The 19,307-nt window shown below is 34.6% G+C and carries 16 protein-coding genes; 5 read left to right on the top strand and 11 right to left on the bottom strand.

The features are described from left to right. Positions 1-88 precede the first annotated feature (88 nt). The 4 genes from AABL85_RS12695 to AABL85_RS12710 all read right to left on the bottom strand — a co-directional run bounded on the left by AABL85_RS12695 (position 89) and on the right by AABL85_RS12710 (position 5,366). On the bottom strand, positions 89-1,669 hold the full coding sequence (locus tag AABL85_RS12695) for an MFS transporter (protein WP_341310352.1): 1,581 nt from the start codon (positions 1,667-1,669) through the stop codon (positions 89-91). 114 nt (positions 1,670-1,783) lie between these two features. Then, positions 1,784-2,902 carry an HlyD family secretion protein gene (locus AABL85_RS12700; protein WP_341310353.1) on the bottom strand — a complete coding sequence of 373 codons (1,119 nt, stop codon included), beginning with the start codon at positions 2,900-2,902 and terminating at the stop codon, positions 1,784-1,786. Between the two features lie 186 nt (positions 2,903-3,088). After that, on the bottom strand, positions 3,089-4,408 hold the full coding sequence (locus tag AABL85_RS12705; RefSeq protein WP_341310354.1) for a TolC family protein: 1,320 nt from the start codon (positions 4,406-4,408) through the stop codon (positions 3,089-3,091). A gap of 91 nt (positions 4,409-4,499) precedes the next feature. Then, positions 4,500-5,366 (bottom strand): helix-turn-helix domain-containing protein, encoded by an 867-nt coding sequence (locus AABL85_RS12710; protein WP_341310355.1) that lies wholly within the window; start codon positions 5,364-5,366, stop codon positions 4,500-4,502. Between the two features lie 150 nt (positions 5,367-5,516). Between AABL85_RS12710 and AABL85_RS12715 the strand changes: the two genes are divergently transcribed. Continuing rightward, positions 5,517-6,476, top strand: a complete 960-nt coding sequence (locus AABL85_RS12715; protein ID WP_341310356.1) for an MBL fold metallo-hydrolase — start codon at positions 5,517-5,519, stop codon at positions 6,474-6,476. Between the two features lie 8 nt (positions 6,477-6,484). On the opposite strand, the gene AABL85_RS12720 is transcribed toward AABL85_RS12715, so the two are convergent. From AABL85_RS12720 to AABL85_RS12730, 3 genes are all read right to left on the bottom strand, one after another. Next, entirely contained in the window at positions 6,485-6,823 is a 339-nt protein-coding gene (locus AABL85_RS12720) for a helix-turn-helix domain-containing protein (RefSeq protein WP_341310357.1), read from the bottom strand. A gap of 92 nt (positions 6,824-6,915) precedes the next feature. Further along, positions 6,916-7,080, bottom strand: coding sequence for a hypothetical protein (locus tag AABL85_RS12725; protein WP_341310358.1), 165 nt, complete (start codon positions 7,078-7,080; stop codon positions 6,916-6,918). An 828-nt stretch (positions 7,081-7,908) separates the two neighbouring features. Then, positions 7,909-8,010: a helix-turn-helix domain-containing protein gene (locus AABL85_RS12730; RefSeq protein WP_341310403.1), complete on the bottom strand. Its 102-nt coding sequence runs from the start codon at positions 8,008-8,010 to the stop codon at positions 7,909-7,911. A 285-nt stretch (positions 8,011-8,295) separates the two neighbouring features. On the opposite strand from AABL85_RS12730, the gene AABL85_RS12735 reads away from it, so the two are divergent. Next, positions 8,296-11,139: a TonB-dependent receptor gene (locus tag AABL85_RS12735; protein WP_341310359.1), complete on the top strand. Its 2,844-nt coding sequence runs from the start codon at positions 8,296-8,298 to the stop codon at positions 11,137-11,139. Positions 11,140-11,246: 107 nt separating this feature from the next. Here the strand turns inward: AABL85_RS12735 and AABL85_RS12740 are convergent, their stop codons facing one another. After that, complete coding sequence (locus AABL85_RS12740) at positions 11,247-12,329, bottom strand: zinc-binding dehydrogenase (RefSeq protein WP_341310360.1); 1,083 nt, start codon at positions 12,327-12,329, stop codon at positions 11,247-11,249. A gap of 227 nt (positions 12,330-12,556) precedes the next feature. Between AABL85_RS12740 and AABL85_RS12745 the strand changes: the two genes are divergently transcribed. Genes AABL85_RS12745 through AABL85_RS12755 form a run of 3 tightly spaced genes read left to right on the top strand, consistent with a single transcriptional unit; the run spans position 12,557 to position 15,686 of the window. Continuing rightward, positions 12,557-13,843 carry a DUF5690 family protein gene (locus AABL85_RS12745; protein ID WP_341310361.1) on the top strand — a complete coding sequence of 429 codons (1,287 nt, stop codon included), beginning with the start codon at positions 12,557-12,559 and terminating at the stop codon, positions 13,841-13,843. A 7-nt stretch (positions 13,844-13,850) separates the two neighbouring features. Further along, positions 13,851-15,002: a TIGR03364 family FAD-dependent oxidoreductase gene (locus AABL85_RS12750; protein WP_341310404.1), complete on the top strand. Its 1,152-nt coding sequence runs from the start codon at positions 13,851-13,853 to the stop codon at positions 15,000-15,002. A gap of 6 nt (positions 15,003-15,008) precedes the next feature. After that, the gene (locus AABL85_RS12755) at positions 15,009-15,686 is read left to right on the top strand and encodes a phosphonatase-like hydrolase (protein ID WP_341310362.1); all 678 of its coding nucleotides are present in this window, start codon (positions 15,009-15,011) and stop codon (positions 15,684-15,686) included. Positions 15,687-15,752: 66 nt separating this feature from the next. Here AABL85_RS12755 and AABL85_RS12760 read toward each other — a convergent pair whose 3' ends face one another. The 3 genes from AABL85_RS12760 to AABL85_RS12770 all read right to left on the bottom strand — a co-directional run bounded on the left by AABL85_RS12760 (position 15,753) and on the right by AABL85_RS12770 (position 19,246). Next, positions 15,753-16,331, bottom strand: coding sequence for an XRE family transcriptional regulator (locus AABL85_RS12760; protein WP_341310363.1), 579 nt, complete (start codon positions 16,329-16,331; stop codon positions 15,753-15,755). Positions 16,332-17,154: 823 nt separating this feature from the next. Beyond that, on the bottom strand, positions 17,155-18,339 hold the full coding sequence (locus AABL85_RS12765) for a multidrug effflux MFS transporter (RefSeq protein WP_341310364.1): 1,185 nt from the start codon (positions 18,337-18,339) through the stop codon (positions 17,155-17,157). A gap of 67 nt (positions 18,340-18,406) precedes the next feature. Next, positions 18,407-19,246, bottom strand: coding sequence for a helix-turn-helix domain-containing protein (locus tag AABL85_RS12770; RefSeq protein ID WP_341310365.1), 840 nt, complete (start codon positions 19,244-19,246; stop codon positions 18,407-18,409). Between the last annotated feature and the right edge of the window lie 61 nt (positions 19,247-19,307).

A 19,307-nucleotide genomic window follows, 5' to 3' on the forward strand; every position in this document is an offset into this window, starting at 1 on the left:
GGTCTTATGCTACCAGTAGTAACACAGACCTTAGGATTACCTAGGTTAAACAGTAAAATGAAATACCTAGGGGGTCAAAAGTACAAATCTATATATTATTAGGGAGTTGATTTTCGATACTCTCTTTATCTTTCTTACTCATTATAAGATTACCTAGTTTATTGATATACACACGGGTTTTCAGTGTGCGTATTCTACCGTAGTGGTGGAATAATACATATGATAATACACCTATACCAGCGATATTAATATACCCATATACTGTCTTGGTGGCAGCGAGTACCCCGTTTAGTTGGACAAGGGATAGATTAATACCAGCCCCTGATCTTAATAACATGGCATCGTCTAGGTATACGGCTAAGTTGTTTAGACTTTGTATTTGGAATTGATATTGTGTCCAGCTGTATAGGGCACTAAACATCCCTACAGCGATGAATGTACGCCATAGAATAGCAAATCCGATCAGTCCTAACATACTAGCTAAGTCTAACTTATCTAAGGTGTAATACCAAGTGGTGACAAAGATAACTCCCATTCCATATCCTTTAAAGAACATCGGTAGATACCACATCGAATAGCTGAATTCTGTAGCCATAGCGAGGTACATCATCACACTGTACATTAGAAATGCAGAGAATCCTGAGAAGACGAGCATGCGTATAGGTATCTCGTTTTTATACCAATAATAACAGACAACTGCTGCAGTAATAAGCCCGGGAATCAGTAAGAGATTTAGGGAGGCATTGGTCATCGGATTATATCCTAATATACCTACAGCAAAGATATTCTGTATCGTAGCGGTGGCAAGGTACATTCCTAAACACAGTAGCATGATGGTTCCGTGTCTTACATTATTCTTCTTAAAGGCATTTAGGGGTAAGAATGGTCTTCTAATCAACTGTTGGCGAATGACAAAAATAAATAAGAGAATACCAAATAATAATGAGGCATATCTTATGATCTCTGAGTCAAACCAAGCTTGTTGTTTTCCAAAAGCTAGGATATAGGCTAAGGTCATGAATGTCACATTGAATAAAAGGATGCTAATCCAGTCAATGTAAATAAAAGGGACCTTGCGCATAAAGCGTTGATTGTGCTGAAATACAATACAAATCAATGCTGCTCCAAAGCACATAATTGCTAGGTTCATATAGCTAATCTGCCAGCTGAATATAAAGCTTACTTTAGCTACAAAGTAACCTGATAATTGGGTGATAACTAATAGGGCAGAGTAGTAGATACTGTAAAATATCCCCCTGTTGCCTCCTACACTTAAAAGCATCATAAGGGGTAATACTACTTCCATCATTCCCATCATTTTAAATACTCCTATTAGATAAGAACAGGCTATAATGATATAGGGTTGATGTGTGGTAGATTGTACCAAATATAATAAACCACACATGGTGAGTGAGGTTACAAGAAGTTCTTTTGTTCTGAATCGCGCTTTGATTCTAACAATAAGAGGCATGACTGTACCTAGACCTATGGCATAGGCATAGTTAGCCCATAGGTAGTACTCTGTCATCGAGCCTGTACTACCCACGATATTGGTGATATTAGTGGTATATATTCCACTAATACTACAGAACACAGCTGCTATGATTACAATGAGTAATAGCATGACTGGTTTTGGTACCCAAGAGTGAAATAATCCTTTGTTATACATGTTTGTTTTTTTGTGAAATCGTGAAGTTGTTGTTTGAAAGGCAATTTCACTATTAAGGTTTAGTGAAAACTGTAAACTGAAAACCGTTAACTGTCAACTGTCCACCGTTAACTCTTAATTAGCCAGCTGTATATTCATATTCATCCCTGCTTTAAGGCTAGCGATGTTTTCTATATCATTCGTATCTGTAAACTCGATACGCACAGGGATACGTTGTTGTACTTTAACAAAGTTACCCGTAGAGTTATCCGTTGGCATACTAGAATATCTAGAACCTGTAGCTGCAGAGATAGCCGTTACTTTTCCTTGAAAGCGTATTCCTTTTACAGCATCAGCTGTCATATCGATAATACTACCTATCTGAATATTGTTCATTTGAGATTCTAAAAAATTAGCTGTTACCCATTTCTCATTATCTTTTACGATAGTTGTAATTTGCTGGCTAGGCGATAGTAGTTGTCCTTCACTGATTAGTCTTCGTCCCATCACTCCGTCATAAGGAGCTGTAATCACAGTATATGACAGGTTTAGTTTAGCCATATCTAGCATCGCTTTTGTGCGTTTGATATCCGCTTCATTTAGGGCAAGACGTGTTTCTATCTCTGATACTGAAAGTTTGGTTGTGTTTTGTTGTTTTATTAAACTTTCATAAGCAGATTTAGCAGCTTGGTACTCTGTTTTTACTTGATCATATTGTTGTTGGGTAACAGCCTCAGCTTGTAGTAAATTCTCGTATCTTTTGTTGTTTTGTTCTGCGTTCCACAATCTTGCTTTTGCACCTTCAATATTAGAGCTAAATACCCCGATATTATTTGATGCTGTATGAATAGAGGAGTTAGTTACTTTTTTAGCAGCTAAGGCACTTAGATAAGCTGCTTCAGCTTGTTCTACTTGCGTTAAGATTTCTCTATTATCTAGGATAACAAGTGTATCGCCTTTTTTAACTTGCTGATGTTCTATGAACTTGATATTTTTGATATAGGCAGATACACGGGTATTGATAGGGTTAATGAACTCTTCTACCTGTGCTGACTCTGTATAATCTCTATCGTTGATGTGAAAGTATTTAGTCAATAACCAGAAGAAAGCGATTCCTATTACCGCAAATGTTAGGGTGTTGACTAAGAGTATCTTTGTTTTCTTCTTTTTTTCTTTTTTAGCTTTATCCTCTACAACCTGTTCTACTGGAGCTTGAACTGATTGTTCAGTAGTTGTATTTTCTTTATTTTCCATTGCTTGTTTTGTTTTTCTGTGAAGGTGTTTTTCTGTGAAGGTGTGAAATCGTTTTCCTGTTCCCCGTTCCCCGTTTCCCGTTCCCTGTTCCCCGTTTCCCGTTTCCTGTTTTCTGTTCCCCGTTTTCTGTTCCCTTACAGCCGTAGGCACCCATTCTTAATTCCTAATTTTTAATTCTTAATTAAGTTAAAGTGTCCCTGTTGACTTCAGTAAGTTATAGTATTGGTATAATACGTTTATTTCGGCATTAGCGTATTGAAGTTCGGCTTCAAGTTTAGCATTAGTCGCATCAGTCATCTCTGCTTGAATAGCTAATTGGTTTAAGTATTTCGCTTCGATGATCTTGTAATTCTCTTGTGCGAGTTGTTGACTTTTCTTTAATAGATTAGCGTTTTGTATAGCCTCATCATATTTAGTATAAGCTGCATTGACTCCCATCTCTAATTGTTGTTGTACAAGGGTGAATGTTTCTTCAGCTTTGTCTTTTTGAAGCTTTTCTAGTTTGACTTTTTTGGGCGTCTTGTATAAGTTGTCAATATTATAAGTTAGTGATACTCCTACTTGCCAAGCGTTAGAATACATATCCATCACAGGGTTAGATGAGGTGATAGGTCTAGTCATATTATACCCACCTACGGCAGCTAGAGTAGGATACTTATCAGTATTGGCAATCTCTATCTTTTTTTGTGCTGCTTCGACTCCTTTTTCTACTCTTTGTATCATCGGATGTTGCGCATAGGCTAGATCTAGATAATAGTTATAATTCCCTTCTAGTGGTCTGTGTACAAGAGCTTCATTAGGTGTTATTTTAGTTGAGGTAGACAGCCCTAGTGCAATCGCCAAATTATAGTTTAGAATCGATAGAGTATTATCTACACTTAACAGGGCTTGGTCCATATTCTGAAGGACTAATTCACCTCTGATTACTTCATTACGTGTCATCATCCCTTCTTTATAATATCTATTGACATTCTCAAGGCGGATTTGGGCTAATCTTTTATTGTTTTGATAAACTTGCTCTTGATGAATAAGCTTATATACATCTAGGTAGTTAGAGATCACTAAGAACTTAATGGCTTGTTGATCTTGTACAAGGTCTAGAGAGGCAAGCTGTTCACCTATTTCAGCGAGTTCTATATTCTTATTAATCGCTCCTCCTTTAAATAGTAGTTCAGATGCCTGTACCGCATAGCTGTTACCGAAGTGAGGCATGTCTTTAGTCATGACTTTACTGAAATCGCGGTCTAATATAAGCGCATCTCCTATATAAGAAGCATTGGCAGTGAAGGCAAGATTAGGTAAGCGTTGTTGTTTAAGTAATTGAGTTTGTTGTTCGCTAATGTTTTTGTTTAATGCAGAGACTTTAAGTTGTTGATGATTTTCCATCGCTAAGTTCACTGCTTGTTCTATACTAAGTGTTTGGTCGCTTACTTGGCTATATATTGAAGTATATGAGAGTAGTAGTAAGCCTAATCCACAAAAGTATTTGTGAATATTTCTTTTCATTTTATTTGTACTTTATGCCGACAAAGTTACCTCAGTAGTGTACGGTATAAAATGATTGAGAATATCAAAAAAGATGTTTAAAAGTATTATTTTATAACTTAAACATCTTTCTGTACTGGGTTGGGCTAATGCCTTGATGTTTTTTAAAGAAGTGAGCAAAAGCGTATTGGTCACTAAATTGAAGTTTAGTGGCTAATTGTTTGATAGGTAAAGTGGTAGTGGATAACTGTGCTTTGGCTTCGTTAAATATAAACTCATTGATAATCTCTATAGGTGTCTTGCCAGAAGTTTCTTTTACGACAGAGCTTAAATGTCTAATGGATAGCTGCAGCTTATCAGCATAAAACTGAACAGACTTGGTCTCTAGGTAATAATCAGAGACTAGCATCACGAATTTATACGTGATCTTTTGCTGTGAAGTCATCTGATTAATGGAGTCTTGACTTCTAGGTGTAGCTACACTTACTAGGTGGTAGAGGATGATATTAAAGTAATTCTCTATAATGTATTGACCATACTCAATCTCCTTGAAGTGCTCCAGGTAATAACCCAGTGACTCTACATTAGTCCAGAACATCTCTAGTTCTTGTTTGCTGATGTGAAAATTGCGTTGTAACTGTGTTTTTAAATCTCTATATACTTTTAATCGGTGAAGCTTAAAAGAAGCAGTTTCTAAGAAATTTCGATCATAGCTAAGTAGTCTCAGTTCTGCATCTGGGCTTATCTCTAAGATTTCGTATACGTATTTGACATCAATAAGGAAGATAGAGTCCTCTATGATTTCGAATTCATTAATCTGTTCTCTTATTCTTAGTTTTCCTTTTTTGACAAATAGAAAGGAAGAACGAGTGGGTCTATAGGGATGCCCAAAGTTGGCTTGATCAAAGATGTTTTGTTGATCGTATATCTGTACATGTATAAATGAAGAATTGGCTGTCTCTATATTTCCTTGAAGCATAAGGATGGTTTTATAGGTGCAAGGTAGGGAAAAAGTAAATAGGATAGTAAAATAAGTGGTGATGTCTAGGTAACCACTATTCTATTTATAGTCTCTTTTTGAAACTATTAAATAATAGTTTTGTCCAAACAAATATTTAATAGTAAAACAATGAAAAATTACACACGATTAGGGATGTTATTTATGGGTATAGGAATGATGTTATTATCAACTAAATCAATAGCACAGAGTTCTTTCTATAGCGTTAATGTTGGAGATGTAAAGGTCACCTCACTAAGTGATGGTAGCGTAGATATCGATGTAGATCAACTCTTTGATTCAAAAGAAGGTGTTAAAGCTAGTGATTTAATTAAGAATGCCTATCTAGTTAACCCCGTAGAGGTTAGTATAAATGCTTATTTAGTACAATATGCCAATAAGAATATCTTGATAGATACTGGTGCAGGTCAGATATTTGGAGATCATGCAGGTAAGTTAGTAAATACTTTAAAACAATATGGTTTAAAACCTGAAGAGATAACAGACATCTTGATTACGCATATCCATGTTGACCATATAGGAGGGTTAGTAGTGGATAATCAAATAGTATATCCAAATGCTATGATTCACGTGAATGAAGTAGAATATAATTATTGGATGAAAACCATGAATAGCGATACAGCTAGAAGTGGTTTAGCGAAAGAACAACAAAAAATAGTAGAGAATGTTCAGAAGGTTGTAACAGTCTATGCAAATAGTAAACAAATACAAACATTTAAAAATAATAACGGGGAACTACTGTCACTTATAGAGGTTTTACCTACAGTAGGACACACACCAGGACATACTGTATTTGTATTGAGTAGTAATGGGCATTCTATGTACTTTTGGGGAGATTTAGTACATGTGGCAAGTGTACAATTCGAAGAACCCTTTATGATTAATCATTTTGATGAAGATATAGAACTAGCTAAAAGAGTTCGCAGTGCATTTTATGATAAGATGGTGGAGGGTGAATACCTTATTGGAGGAGCACATCAGTCTTTTCCTGGTTTTGGTAGAATGCGAAAAGTAGGGAAGCGCTATCAGTGGATACCTGTCCCATACAGCGTTACAGGTAGAACTAAATAATAAAATGCTTACTCATGTGGATAATCAGGGATATTATACTTCTGATTCCACAGCGTAAGCTGATTTAATATCTTTAAGAGTTCGATTCCTTTTTCAGTTAAAGTATATTCTACTCGTAGAGGTACTTCATCAAATTCTTGGCGCATAACGATTTTATCTTCTACTAGCTCTTTTAATTGCTGTGTAAGTACCTTTTTAGAGATTATCTCCACACGAGCGAATACTTCTCCGAAACGCAATGTCTTTAAGCCTATAGCATAAATAATAATAGGTTTCCATTTTGTGCCTATGGTTGCCATAGTGCGTGTCATAGGGCAGTTATGACAAATAAATATATCGTTTTTCATATTATCGTTCTTCTTATAAGAACATACAAAAATATAGAAGAGAGGGAGTAAATAAAAATGATTGATAGAATAAAATGAAAATCCTTGTAACTTTAAGTTACAAGGATTTTGCTATAAATTTTATACTTTATCTCTCGTTCTACTAATAGTATTCTCTTCTTGTCTTTTCCTATTAAATATTTAGCAGTCCATAAGTGATCGTCATTATATTCGTATTCAAAAGTTTCAAATTGAGGTAGACTACGACCTCCTATCATAGTGATAGGATATTTTCTTTCAGGAGAAGAGCTTCTACTGATGGTTAAGATATTGCCGTATTGGTCATAAGTTAGTTCTTCTACATCTAGTTGAAGTTTCTCCCTTTATAACGCTTGTTTTCTCTTTACATATGATGTTTCCTAATGCATCGTACTCATACTTATAAAGCAACCTTCTTTTTGGTTAGAAGTTTCCCACTTTTAAGAATAATTAGTTTCTACTAAGTTATTTTCATTGTAAGTATATTTAGAGAAAGTATCCTCTACTTGTAAGTTTTTGTTGTTGTATTTTAAACTAAAGGTAATTTCGTTCTGACCTGCTAGGGGATTGCTTGAGGGTTTCTTGCACTTTTCTTCGACAAAGACGCCTTCTGGGCAAGGAAAGCCCAAGGAAACTCCTAGCAACCCTCAAAGAAGTGCAAGCGAAGTGTATATATTTATATCACTTTAATATAACATCATTCTACAATTATGCATAAAGTCTTTTTAATCGAACTGAAGTTAGACTCAATATTATCATTCTTATCATAAACAAGTTGAGTACTAGCTCTAAGATCTTCGTTATAAAAGGTTTTATAAGACGTTACTTTGCCTTCTTTTAGCGTGTATTCTTTTTTCCAATAAGCCTTTTTCTCATAAGGTGTTCTCTATATAAGGGTAGTGTAGTTTGCCCACTTCTCGTTTTTTTCAAGAGGTGCTTTTGTGCTTTGAGCATTAACACTAATTCCTAAAAATAGAGATAGAATAGCTAGAACATTTCTCATAGTATAAGTTGTGTGATTAATAATTCAAAGTAAATTAAGATTTAAAAATCTATTACCCAAATAATCACTTCATCCATTGACTAGGGGATACGCCATATTTCTTTTTAAAAGCAGAGGAGAAGTGACGCGGGTTTTTATATCCGATTAGGTCAGAGATTTTGTTGATATGACGTTTTTATTTTTTAAGTAATTTACTTGATAAATAATAAGTATATAATGTGATATTTTTTACTATTAGTAACTATTTGTTTTTTAATTCAAGTAATTTATTTATTGACAATGTTAACTATTATTTAATGTATGAGCTTTATTTTGACTTTTTTTTAGGTTTTTAGGTTGTTTTTGTACTGTTTTTTTTCACGGAGGTAATGTTTTGTTAAACTTGTATTTTTAATATTTGTAAAATAATGTTTCAATTTTGTAAAGTATTTAATCAATAATAAACTACTTTATGAACTACAAGTTTACCTTAAGTCTATTTTTAGCTTTAAGCAGTCTTTCTTTAACGGCACAAAATCGAACGCTAAAAGGACGAGTATTAGATGGCAATGAAGCATTGCCAGGAGTTGTTGTTGAAGTTGTCGGAGAGAGCAAGGCAACAGCTACTGATTTAGATGGATATTTCACATTTACAGATTTGCCAGAGAAGCAATATGAAATTGTTATGCGTTATTTTGGATATAGCGATAAGTATGAAACAATAGATTTGACTTCGGTGGAGCCAAAATCGCTGTATAGTTTTGAAATGGCAACTTCTGGAGGGAATTTGGACGAAATTGTAGTGATTTCTACAAAACGACTAAGTGAAGCAAAAGCTATTAATATGCAGAAGAACTCTGTTAGCTTAGTGAATGTAATCGCTTCTGACGGTATCGGTAAACTACCGGATAGAAATGCTGCAGAAACAGTACAGCGTATCCCAGGGGTGTCTATAGAAAGAGATCAAGGAGAGGGAAGATATGTGGCTGTAAGAGGATTGCCAGCAGAGTGGAACTCTACTACAATGAATGGTCATAGGTTACCTACTGCTGCAGATGAAGGAGCGAGTAGAGCAACGGCCTTTGACTTTTTTCCTACTGATATTATTGGCTATGTAGAGGTGTTTAAAGCACTGACACCAGATATAGATGGTGATGCCTTAGGAGGAAGTGTGAATTTTATTACTAAAACTGCACCAGCTGATTTTACGTTAAATGCCTCTTTAGGTATGGGATATAACCAGTTGTCTAATAAAGGAGTGTATAGTGGAAGTCTAACTGTGGGAGATCGCTCTAAAAATGATAAGTGGGGCTATATATTAAACCTTTCTCAATGGAATAGAAATTGGGCTACAGATAACTATGAAGCAAGGAGGTCAGGAGATGAAGGAGTGTACCGTTTAGAACTAAGAGATTATACAGGAGAACGTCAGACTACAGGAGTTAATACAGGATTTGAGTATAATGCAAGTGAAAACTCTAAGTTATTCGTACGTCTTAATTATGGTAAGTTATTAGATAAAGAATTGCATTATAAGAGGCGTATTCGCTTCGATAAGTATAATGCACAAACGCAAAATGGACGTATAGAATTACAGAATATCGTTAATGATTTGAACTTTGATTTTTACGGAGCAGAATTAGGAGGAAAACATTTCTTAAATAAAGGGGCATTTGATTGGAGTTTAGGACATTATAGAACGGAGTTTTACTATGGAAATATCCCAGATAAGAAAAATCATAGTTACCTATCTATGATGTACACGCAGGATAATGTGGCATTTAATCCTGATCTTTTTGAGAATAGAGGTAATGGAATGCGCGCGTATTGGGATGTAGATGGAGGAGCGTTAAATACAGGAAATGTATTTGATTACTTAGCTGATCCTACCTTCGTAGATAATCCTAAGAATATGAAGTTTACGAATCTACAGTTGTATAAAGTAGGGGTTAAGGAAAGAGATAATATTGTGGCTTCTGCAAATTACCAAGTAGAAAGTACAGCAGGCTTAAAGTGGAAATTCGGAGCTAAGTTCGTGGATAAAGAACGTTCGGCTGTATTTGCAGATGAGTTTTACGGATGGTCAGGTTCAGGAAGTACACCTGTGTTAGAAAATGAAAAAGGATATTTGGTATCTCAACCTGGAGGTTCTGATTATCTAAAAGCGATGAATACAAGTATAGGAAATAGTTTTGGACCAGTACTGTCTAAAGAAGGCATGAAAAACTTTTATAACAACCACTTCTTTAATGGAGATTTATCTCTGCTGAGAAATGACTCAGAAATATTAGAAGAGGGTAGAGGACTAGGTCGTAACTTTAAGGTTAGAGAGCAACATTCTTCAGTATATGGAATGGTTACTTATGATCTAACTAGTCAACTTACTTTCTTAGGGGGACTTAGAGCAACGCATACAAATACAAAAATAGATGGATACGCTTTTGAGAAAGAAGAAGGAACAACAAAAGGAGAACTTAAGAAAGTAAGCGACACGAAAAGTTATCTATCGTTATTGCCAATGTTACATCTTAAGTATACAATGACAGATAATACTAATTTGAGATTTGCCTTTACTAGAACGTTTACTAGACCAGATTTTGGTTATTTAGCTCCAGGTGGAACCTATTTAGCGGCAGATAATCAGTTCGTAGGAGGTAATCCAGATGTGAATCCTACTTATGCATATAACTTTGATTTAATGGGAGAGCACTACTTTGGCGATTTAGATGTAATATCAGGAGGGGTATTTTATAAAGTGATTACAGACCCTATTTTTGTTAGTACTAAACAAGGTACTTATAATGGTATAGAGGGAGTGGAGATGGCACAGCCTCGAAATGGAGATAATGCATGGTTATTAGGAGCAGAAATAAGTGGTAATAAGAAGTTTGATTTCTTACCAGGATTCTTAAGTGGTTTTGGGGTACAGGCGAATTACACATTTACTAAGTCAGAAATGAAAATACCTTCACGTGATGGTGTCACAACATTGCCTCGACAAGCTAAACATCTCTTTAATGCTCAGTTATATTATGAAAAAGGAGGTTTTAATATTCGTGCAGCATATAACTTTAAAGGAAGGTATATCACAGAACACGGTGCAAGTGGATTAGCTAAAGATGATGTGTATTATGGTGACTATGCTTCTTTAGATGCGAATATCACGTATAAAATAAATAAGCATTTTACGGTTTTTATGGAAGCTAATAATTTATTAAATTCTAAACTAGAGTATTACTATGGAGATTCTAACCGTCCATTACAGGTAGAGTACTATGGGGTAAAAGGAATGTTAGGAATAAAATGGGAGTTGTAATCTAACGCTATATACGCTTATAAAAAAGCCTGATTTACAGTACGTAAATCAGGCTTTTTATTGATACAGGTGTTGGTTACGAATTATAGTACTATAGCTGTATAGATTTAAACAGTAGCTTTTATTCCTACTCTGTACTGCTGCGTTTTACTAGCGCAGTCAAAAGCCTCTTCTAATTGTTCGAGAGCAAATTCATTTTTAGCTAAATCTTTAAAAGGAAAAGTGTTGTGGTACTGACTCAAAAAAGCTACTGCATTTTTTAAATCATCAGGGGTGTAATTGTGTAACCCCTTTATAGTTATTAGCTTGCGGACTATGGTTTCAGCATTGATTTGTGTAGCTGATTGATTAAAAACAGCACCTATCCAGACGTTAGTAGCACCGATAGCTGATAGTTCTATTCCTTGTTCCATAACAGTAGGAATACCTGTTGTATCTAGTACTGTGTTAATCTTTAGATGAGAGATTTGGTGTTTTATGCTCTCGGTGTCATGAGTACTCTGAAAGGTATGTGTCGCTCCAAATAAAGTAGCTGTAGATAAACGCTTTTCATTTACATCACAGACGATAATATGTTTAGCCCCCTGTGCTTTAGACATAGCAATAGCAGATAATCCTAGCATACCAGCACCGTATACCAGTACCGTCTTGTCTTTTATATCACCAGCTAATCGCATAGCCCCAGCTATAGTTGCATGACTGCAATTAAGAGGGGTAGCTTCATATAATGTTAGGTGTCTAGGGAGTTTAAATATAGCTGTTCCTTTCTTAAGAATACAATGTGTAGCGAATCCACCATTTAATTCTGTATTAGAAAATGGATGGTGACCATATTTATATAACGAAGCTGATTTCTGAGGGTATCCTTCTAATGCCATGACATCTTCAGAATCATAGGCATATATACACCATGTGATTAAATCACCCTCTTTAACAGGGACTCCTGTATAATCGGTAGTAATCATCGAGGGAAGGTGTGTGATGTAGCCTATAATTTCGTGTCCTAATATAGTAGGTGCATCTAGAGATCTCCTACCGCAGTAAGTGTGTAGGTCACTACTACAGATAGTGGTGTAAGCAACCTGAACAATTATTTCCTCTTGGTTAGAAGGGCATATCTGTACTTCTCTAGATTTAAAATTTCTAGTTTGGTTGTCAAAGACCATTGCGGTGGCTATTTTTTGTTTCATAATTTTACTATTTGTAAATATTTGTGTTGTTATATTGCTAACTTTGATTCTGCTTTAAAAGAATTTAAAAAACTTGTATTAATTGTTTTTAAAGCTATTACAAATATATGTTCTTTGTTTTTAGTGATGTTGTGATGTTTTAAACTTAACTAAAAGTTTACTTTTGGTTAATATATGACTACTTTGTTTCCGTTAATTTTGTTTACAAATAATAAAATTACAATACGATGGAGTTGTATAAGTTTAAGAATAGTAAAAAAGTAGAAACTTGTTTGTTGTTGTTTTCTGTCTTTTTATGTTATACAGGAATGTATGCTGTGCGTAAATCATTTTTGGCTGGACAGTATGATGATATGGAGGTGATGAGTAATGTAGATCCTAAAACCATTTTAGTGATTAGTCAGGTTTTTGGATATATGATTTCAAAAGTTATTGGGATTAAAATTATCTCAGAGATGACTAAGAGTACTAGAATGTATTGGTTAATTGGAGCAACTACTTTTGGATTAGCTATGTTAGGACTATTTGCTATTCTACCATCGCATTTAAAGTTTATAGCTCTATTTTTAAACGGACTTCCACTAGGGATGATTTTCGGGATAGTCTTCTCATATATAGAGGGGCGAAAAAATACAGAATTATTAGCCGCAGCATTAAGTGCGACGTTTATCTTCTCTACTGGATTTGTAAAGAGTGTGGGGTTAATCTTAATGGAGAATTTTCATGTGAGTGAGTATGATATGCCATTTCTGACAGGATTGCTATTCTTCCCTATATTTTTGAGTTGTGCATTCATTATGAATAAGTGTAAAGGTCCCTCTAGCAGTGATGTAGAGGCGCGTGCTGAACGCAAACCAATGTATAAAAAGGAACGAATGGCGTTTTTAAAACAGAATGGTTTAGGGTATTTAAGCCTTGTGTTGATTTACATCGTATTGACCATTGTACGTGACTTTAGAGATAATTTCGTAGTAGAGTTTTGGGAAGAACAAGGGACATCAGAAGCGCCAAAATTAATTACACTAACGGAAGTTCCAGTAGCTATCGTAGTATTAATTATAGCAGCGAGTAGTGTGCTGATTAGGAATAATAGAAAGGCCTTTAACTTAGGGATGTATCTGACGATATTCGGTGCGATAATGATGTTAATAACAACAATTCTATTTAGAGAGCGCCATGTGTCAGCGATAACATGGATGGTAGTATCAGGTATTGGGGTTTATTTGCCATACATCTTGTTTCACTGTTTAGTATTCGAGAGACTAGTAGCATTATTAAAATTTAATGGCAATGTAGGGTTTCTGTTCTATTTAGCCGATTCACTAGGATATTTAGGTAGTGTCACTGTGTTATTAATAAAAGAGTTCGTTGGTTTTAGACAAAATTGGAGTACATTCTTTATTAATTTAAATATAGAATCTGCGATAGCAATATTGATTCTGTCCTTAGTGTCGATATGGTTTTTCGAGAAGCAAGTTATTCGAAAGACAAAATTGAGTAATGTAACTGTATAAAAATAAAATAAAAATGAAATATGATTTAATCGTAGTAGGAGGGGGAGTATTGGGAGCCTTTCATGCTTTTCACGCTGCTCAGAAAGGGTTGAAGGTATTAGTAGTAGAAAAGGATAAACAACCAGTGAGTGCTACTGTACGAAACTTTGGTCAAGTAGTGCCTTCAGGGATGGATACAAAATGGCAAAATTATGGAAGAGAGAGTTTACAGATTTATAAAGAGATTCAAAGTGTCTTTGATATTTCGGTGCGAAATAATGGTTCTATCTATCTAGCATCTAATGAAGAAGAGTTAACCTTGTTAGAAGAATTAAACAAGATTAATCAATCAAATAGTTACGAGTCTATGCTTCTAACTAAACAAGAATGTTTATCTCGTTACCCAGGGGTGAAGGAATCTTATGTTATAGGTGGGTTATTCTTTCCAGAGGAAGTGACAGTAGAGCCGCGTACTATGATTTATCGCTTACACCAGTATATGCAAGAGGCACTAGAAGTAGAATTTTCATATTTAACTCCAGTGATAAATTGTGAAGAGGACAATAATGGAGTGTCAGTAATAACTGCTTCTGGAGTTAAAATAATCGCAACTAAAGTAATTATATGTTGTGGATCAGAGTTTAAGACCTTATTTCCTATAGTGTTTGCGCAGAGTGATATGGAGGTGACTAAGCTACAGATGATGCAAACAGTGGCTCAACCTAATTATGAATTAAAGGGATCTATTCTAACAGGATGGTCTATCAGAAGGTATGAGGCTTTTTATGAGTGTCCTTCTTTTGCTAAAATTAAGACAAGTGAACCTATAGACTCTTTGCAAAAAAAATGGGGAGTACATATCTTGTTTAAACAAGCGACAGACGGCTCTGTGATTATAGGCGATTCACATGAATATGCAGATGTTCAAGATATAGATAAATTAGGGTTTGATATAAAACAAGAGATAAATGATTTTATGATTCAGGAGGCTAAAAAGATAGTTGAGTTACCAACTTATCAGATTAGGGATTCATGGGCAGGAGTTTACTCTCAATGTAAAAATACGGATATATTTAATACTACAATAGGTCAGAACATTCATATTATTACTGGAATCGGAGGAAAGGGAATGACGGGTAGTGCGGGTTATTCAAAGCAAATTATTAATAGTATATTTTAATTGATTATGAAAGAAATACAAATGGTAGTTTTTGATATGGCAGGAACTACAGTGAATGAAGATAATTTAGTGTATAAAACAGTTTGTAACTCTATTAATGAGATGGGCTATGAAGTAACATTGGAACAAACTTTACAGTATGGAGCAGGAAAAGAAAAACGACAAGCTATCAAAGATATTTTAATGACATGCACCTCAGAGCAGAATATAGATCAACAAGCAAATTTAATATTTAAGAACTTCAAAAAACATTTAGAGGATGCCTATAACATTTACCCTATACAAACGTATGAAGGGATGCAGTCTCTTTTTGACTTATTAAAATCTAAAGGTATTAAGGTTGTATTAAATACAGGATATGATAGTAAAACGGCTAATAAATTGCTGAATAAACTTGATTGGAAGGTTGGGCATACAATAGATGCTTTAATTACGGCAGATGATGTAGAAATAGGACGTCCATCGCCAGAAATGATCAATAAGGCAATGAAACAGTTTGATATAATAGATGCTAAATATGTATTAAAAGCAGGTGATTCGATTATTGATATAGAAGAAGGGCATAATGCTAACTGTGGTTATGTAGTAGGTGTGCTTACAGGAGCTCAAAATAAAGAATTATTAAAAACGGCTAATCCCACTCATATCGTTGATAAACTAACAGATATTAAGGAGTGGATCTAATAGTAAGTGTGTGAATAAGAAAGGGATAATACAGCTGTATTATCCCTTTTTCATAGATCATATTTCTTAATCGTTTTTATCATAGAATAAGTAAACTACTAACATAAAACAAGTTTCAGACCCTTTATTAATAGGTACGTGTGGTATTCTACCATCAAAGAGTATGGAATCGCCACTCTGTACTAAGACTTCGTCTTCTCCGATGATATAGGTACACTCTCCAGAGATCATGTACTTAAATTCAAAGGCGTCAGTCTCTACTTTTTCTCTCTTAGAATTAGGTTTAACCTCTAGTAGCACAGTCTCGAATCCACAAGAATTTAATTGTTTTGAGAAGATAGAACGGTATTCAAAACCAATAGCTTGCTCTTCTTTTTCTATAGTGTTATAGTCTTCTTTTTTACACAGGATATAATTGCTTTTACCTGAGACAGGAATAGTCTTAAAAAATTCCCCTATCTCTACGTCTAAAGCTTGTATTATAGTTAATAATACAGGTAGTGAAGGAATGGTTCTTCCATTCTCAATTTTTGAAATTAACCCATTACTAACTTCTGCTTTAGAAGCAACTTGGTTAATAGTGTACTTATTTGCCTTTCTAATTTCTTTTAATTTCTTGCCTATACCAATTAGGTAATTGTCCATTTCTTCTCTAGTTTAAAAACAAATATAGTAAACTTTTTATGGAGAATAAAGACTGAGGAGTAACCATAACCGTAACTTGACATTGAGATTTTACTTCACTCATTGACTAGGAGATACCCTGTACTTCTTCTTAAAAGTACTTTTGCGTTGACAAGTGATGATTTGTTGGATGATCTGATACATTTCTTGTGTAATACGTTAATGAGTAGGGGTTATTAAACTAGAATGCCTCTTGTCAATGGTTTTTCTGAAGGTATCAAATAGATGATTATCTTGTGGAAAGACCTTCTTAAAGAAAGCAAGTTTTAGATAAACCTTACAAAGTTGGAAAGCGCTTTCTTTCCATTACATCTTTCTTGATATCTCATTGGTATTAATGCTATTAGGTACTCAGACTTCTACTACAGTGGCGAACTGTTTAAGGCGATTTATATAGCACACCCTTATTTACTAGAGACAGCTAGAGGATTTGAGTAAGTGTTATATATCGCTTGGGGGACAGCGATTATCGTTTTATTAGGTGGATGGCTGTTGTTTTCTATCCTAGTATTTTAGGAGTAAGACGAAGTTGCCGAGATGGCTAGGATTATTATCACTAGTGTTCTTAACCCTGTTCCAATTGCCTATTCGCATCATGTTACCACAGTCAGATATTAGAAGGTATCTGATATCAGCAGGTTTTAATCTGTCATATCTAATTTTCTTTATCCTATTGATTATTTTATTTAGAAAACAACTAGAATCAGAACAATAAAATCAGATTACACAAAAGCGACTTAATACATACATATTAAGTCGCTTTTATTATTTGTATATTTAGCTATTAGTTAGCAGTATTTTTCTCTTTAATTAGATAACATCCTAAATACAACAGATGACATGCAAGTAATGAGTAGGCTGTCAAGGTCATGATATCTGCAGGAATTAAATTAGTCACTGCTGATATGATAAAGGTAAATAACAGTTGTAATGTTCCTAATAGAGCAGAGGCAGATCCACTATTGGTGGTGAATGGTGCTAATGCTAATTTAGTGGTTGTAGGGAATAGTACTCCTAAAGTTAGTACGATAAAGAACAACGGAACTAATAAGGCTTCAATAGGTTCTTTTAGTACGCACATTATTAAGAAGGCTAAGGTCCAAGCAATACCAAAATACACAGTGTATTTTACGATTTTCTCTACTGTCCACCAACGTGATAATACAGAGTTTGCTAACCAAGCTCCTAAGATTAAACCAATTGCATTAAAAGCAAATATACCACTAAACATATCTGAAGACATGCCTCCATACTCCATGATAAGGTATGGTGCATTAGCAAGATAAATCATTAGAATACTATAGGTTAAACTTCCAATCAATGTATATTTGACAAAGACTTTGTTTCTTACTATTTCTTTAAAGTCAATCATTAAGTTAACTTCTTTTTTTTGTGTGACAAGACGTGTTTCTGGTAAAAAGAAGATCACTGCCAATAGACAAATTACCCCCAGGATTACTAAAGTTACAAAGGTAGATTGCCAAACAAAGTGACTGATCAGGAAGTTACCAGCTATAGGGCCTACTATAGGTGCTACTCCTGCGATAATGGCTAAGAGAGAGAATACATTCATACTCTGGTCTGCAGAGTAGTACTCATTCACTACAGCACGTGCAATCACTACTCCTGCACATCCTGCAAAGGCTTGGAAAAAACGAGCTGTCCAGAATTGTTCTATGGTTTCAGCATAGATACAAGCTACTGAGGCAAGGATAAAAATAATTAGGGATGCTATGGTCGGTAGTTTACGTCCATAACGATCAGAGATAATCCCCCAAAATAATTGTCCAGCTGCAAATCCTCCTAAAAAGAAAGAAAGGGACAATTGTACATTTTTTAGATCTGTATTAAAGGTCTGTGAAATCTTTAAGAAACCAGGTAAGTACAGATCTATACTAAAAGGTTCGATAGCAGATAGTAATGATAAAATAATCACAACTATAAACTGAGCTTTTGTTAACTTATTCATATTTTTGTTTTGACAAGTGCAAAAGTAGCTTGCTGATCTGATCAAAACATTATCTAAAGGGATTGTATTATTGGACTTTTTTCACTTGTTTTCTAAACTCTAGAGGAGTAAGACCACTGTTCTTCTTAAAGAAACGATTGAAATAGTTCACCTCACTAAAACCTAATTCTTCTGCTATTTGTTGGATATTTAACTCCGAATAACCTATTAGCCTTTTTGCCTCTAAGAGTAATCTATTGTGAATGTGTTGGTTTGGTGTTGATTCAGTGGACTTTACTACTAATTCATTCATGCGCTTTACCGATAGGGCTATTTTATCTGCATAAAATGAGATAGGGTAATGATTGATATAATGTTTCTCTACGAGTTCAAGGAGTTTGTGTACTCTAGTGTCTATTAGTGGATTTTCTTTAGAAAGTTCTTTTAGATCTTGGATATGGGTGATGTATATACTTAGATATTTCTCTAATACCAAAGTGCGTTTTTGTGTGTTCCACTCTTGTCTAAATAAAAGCATTATCGCTTTAAAGAGCTCTTTCTTATCTGTTGATAGCTCAAACCACAGTGGAGGGTTAAGCCTAAAAGATTGTTCTTTAAATTCTTGTGTGATAATGCGATTAAAGTAATCTTTATTAATAGATAGAAAGTATCCTTCTACTCCTGTAGGGTTGATATTATGCATCTGACCAGGATAAATAACCCAGATTTGATCCTTAGTAATCTCATAAGATTTAAAGTCAACTTGCTGTGTAGTATTATTAGCTTTAGTAAACCAATAGATCTGATAAAAGTTGCACTGATAGTGATAATCAAGATTAAATAGCTCAATATTATCTTCTATCATAAAGAACTCGATAGGTATATCCTTGTCAAATTGCTCAGCTTTTACAATCTTTTGTTTAGACATTTTGGATTAATTAAGTATTCAATTATTTATACGACAAAGATAATATAATTGTCTATTGATA

Source organism: Myroides odoratimimus, assembly GCF_038039805.1.
Classification (GTDB): Bacteria; Bacteroidota; Bacteroidia; order Flavobacteriales; family Flavobacteriaceae; genus Flavobacterium; species Flavobacterium odoratimimum_B.

Bases quoted from the DNA above. Each gene is read 5' to 3' on its own strand.
- AABL85_RS12695 (WP_341310352.1), bottom strand. From the start codon at position 1,669: ATGTATAACAAAGGATTATTTCACTCTTGGGTACCAAAACCAGTCATG.
- AABL85_RS12700 (WP_341310353.1), bottom strand. From the start codon at position 2,902: ATGGAAAATAAAGAAAATACAACTACTGAACAATCAGTTCAAGCTCCA.
- AABL85_RS12705 (WP_341310354.1), bottom strand. From the start codon at position 4,408: ATGAAAAGAAATATTCACAAATACTTTTGTGGATTAGGCTTACTACTA.
- AABL85_RS12710 (WP_341310355.1), bottom strand. From the start codon at position 5,366: ATGCTTCAAGGAAATATAGAGACAGCCAATTCTTCATTTATACATGTA.
- AABL85_RS12715 (WP_341310356.1), top strand. From the start codon at position 5,517: ATGAAAAATTACACACGATTAGGGATGTTATTTATGGGTATAGGAATG.
- AABL85_RS12720 (WP_341310357.1), bottom strand. From the start codon at position 6,823: ATGAAAAACGATATATTTATTTGTCATAACTGCCCTATGACACGCACT.
- AABL85_RS12725 (WP_341310358.1), bottom strand. From the start codon at position 7,080: ATGATAGGAGGTCGTAGTCTACCTCAATTTGAAACTTTTGAATACGAA.
- AABL85_RS12735 (WP_341310359.1), top strand. From the start codon at position 8,296: ATGAACTACAAGTTTACCTTAAGTCTATTTTTAGCTTTAAGCAGTCTT.
- AABL85_RS12740 (WP_341310360.1), bottom strand. From the start codon at position 12,329: ATGAAACAAAAAATAGCCACCGCAATGGTCTTTGACAACCAAACTAGA.
- AABL85_RS12745 (WP_341310361.1), top strand. From the start codon at position 12,557: ATGGAGTTGTATAAGTTTAAGAATAGTAAAAAAGTAGAAACTTGTTTG.
- AABL85_RS12755 (WP_341310362.1), top strand. From the start codon at position 15,009: ATGAAAGAAATACAAATGGTAGTTTTTGATATGGCAGGAACTACAGTG.
- AABL85_RS12760 (WP_341310363.1), bottom strand. From the start codon at position 16,331: ATGGACAATTACCTAATTGGTATAGGCAAGAAATTAAAAGAAATTAGA.
- AABL85_RS12765 (WP_341310364.1), bottom strand. From the start codon at position 18,339: ATGAATAAGTTAACAAAAGCTCAGTTTATAGTTGTGATTATTTTATCA.
- AABL85_RS12770 (WP_341310365.1), bottom strand. From the start codon at position 19,246: ATGTCTAAACAAAAGATTGTAAAAGCTGAGCAATTTGACAAGGATATA.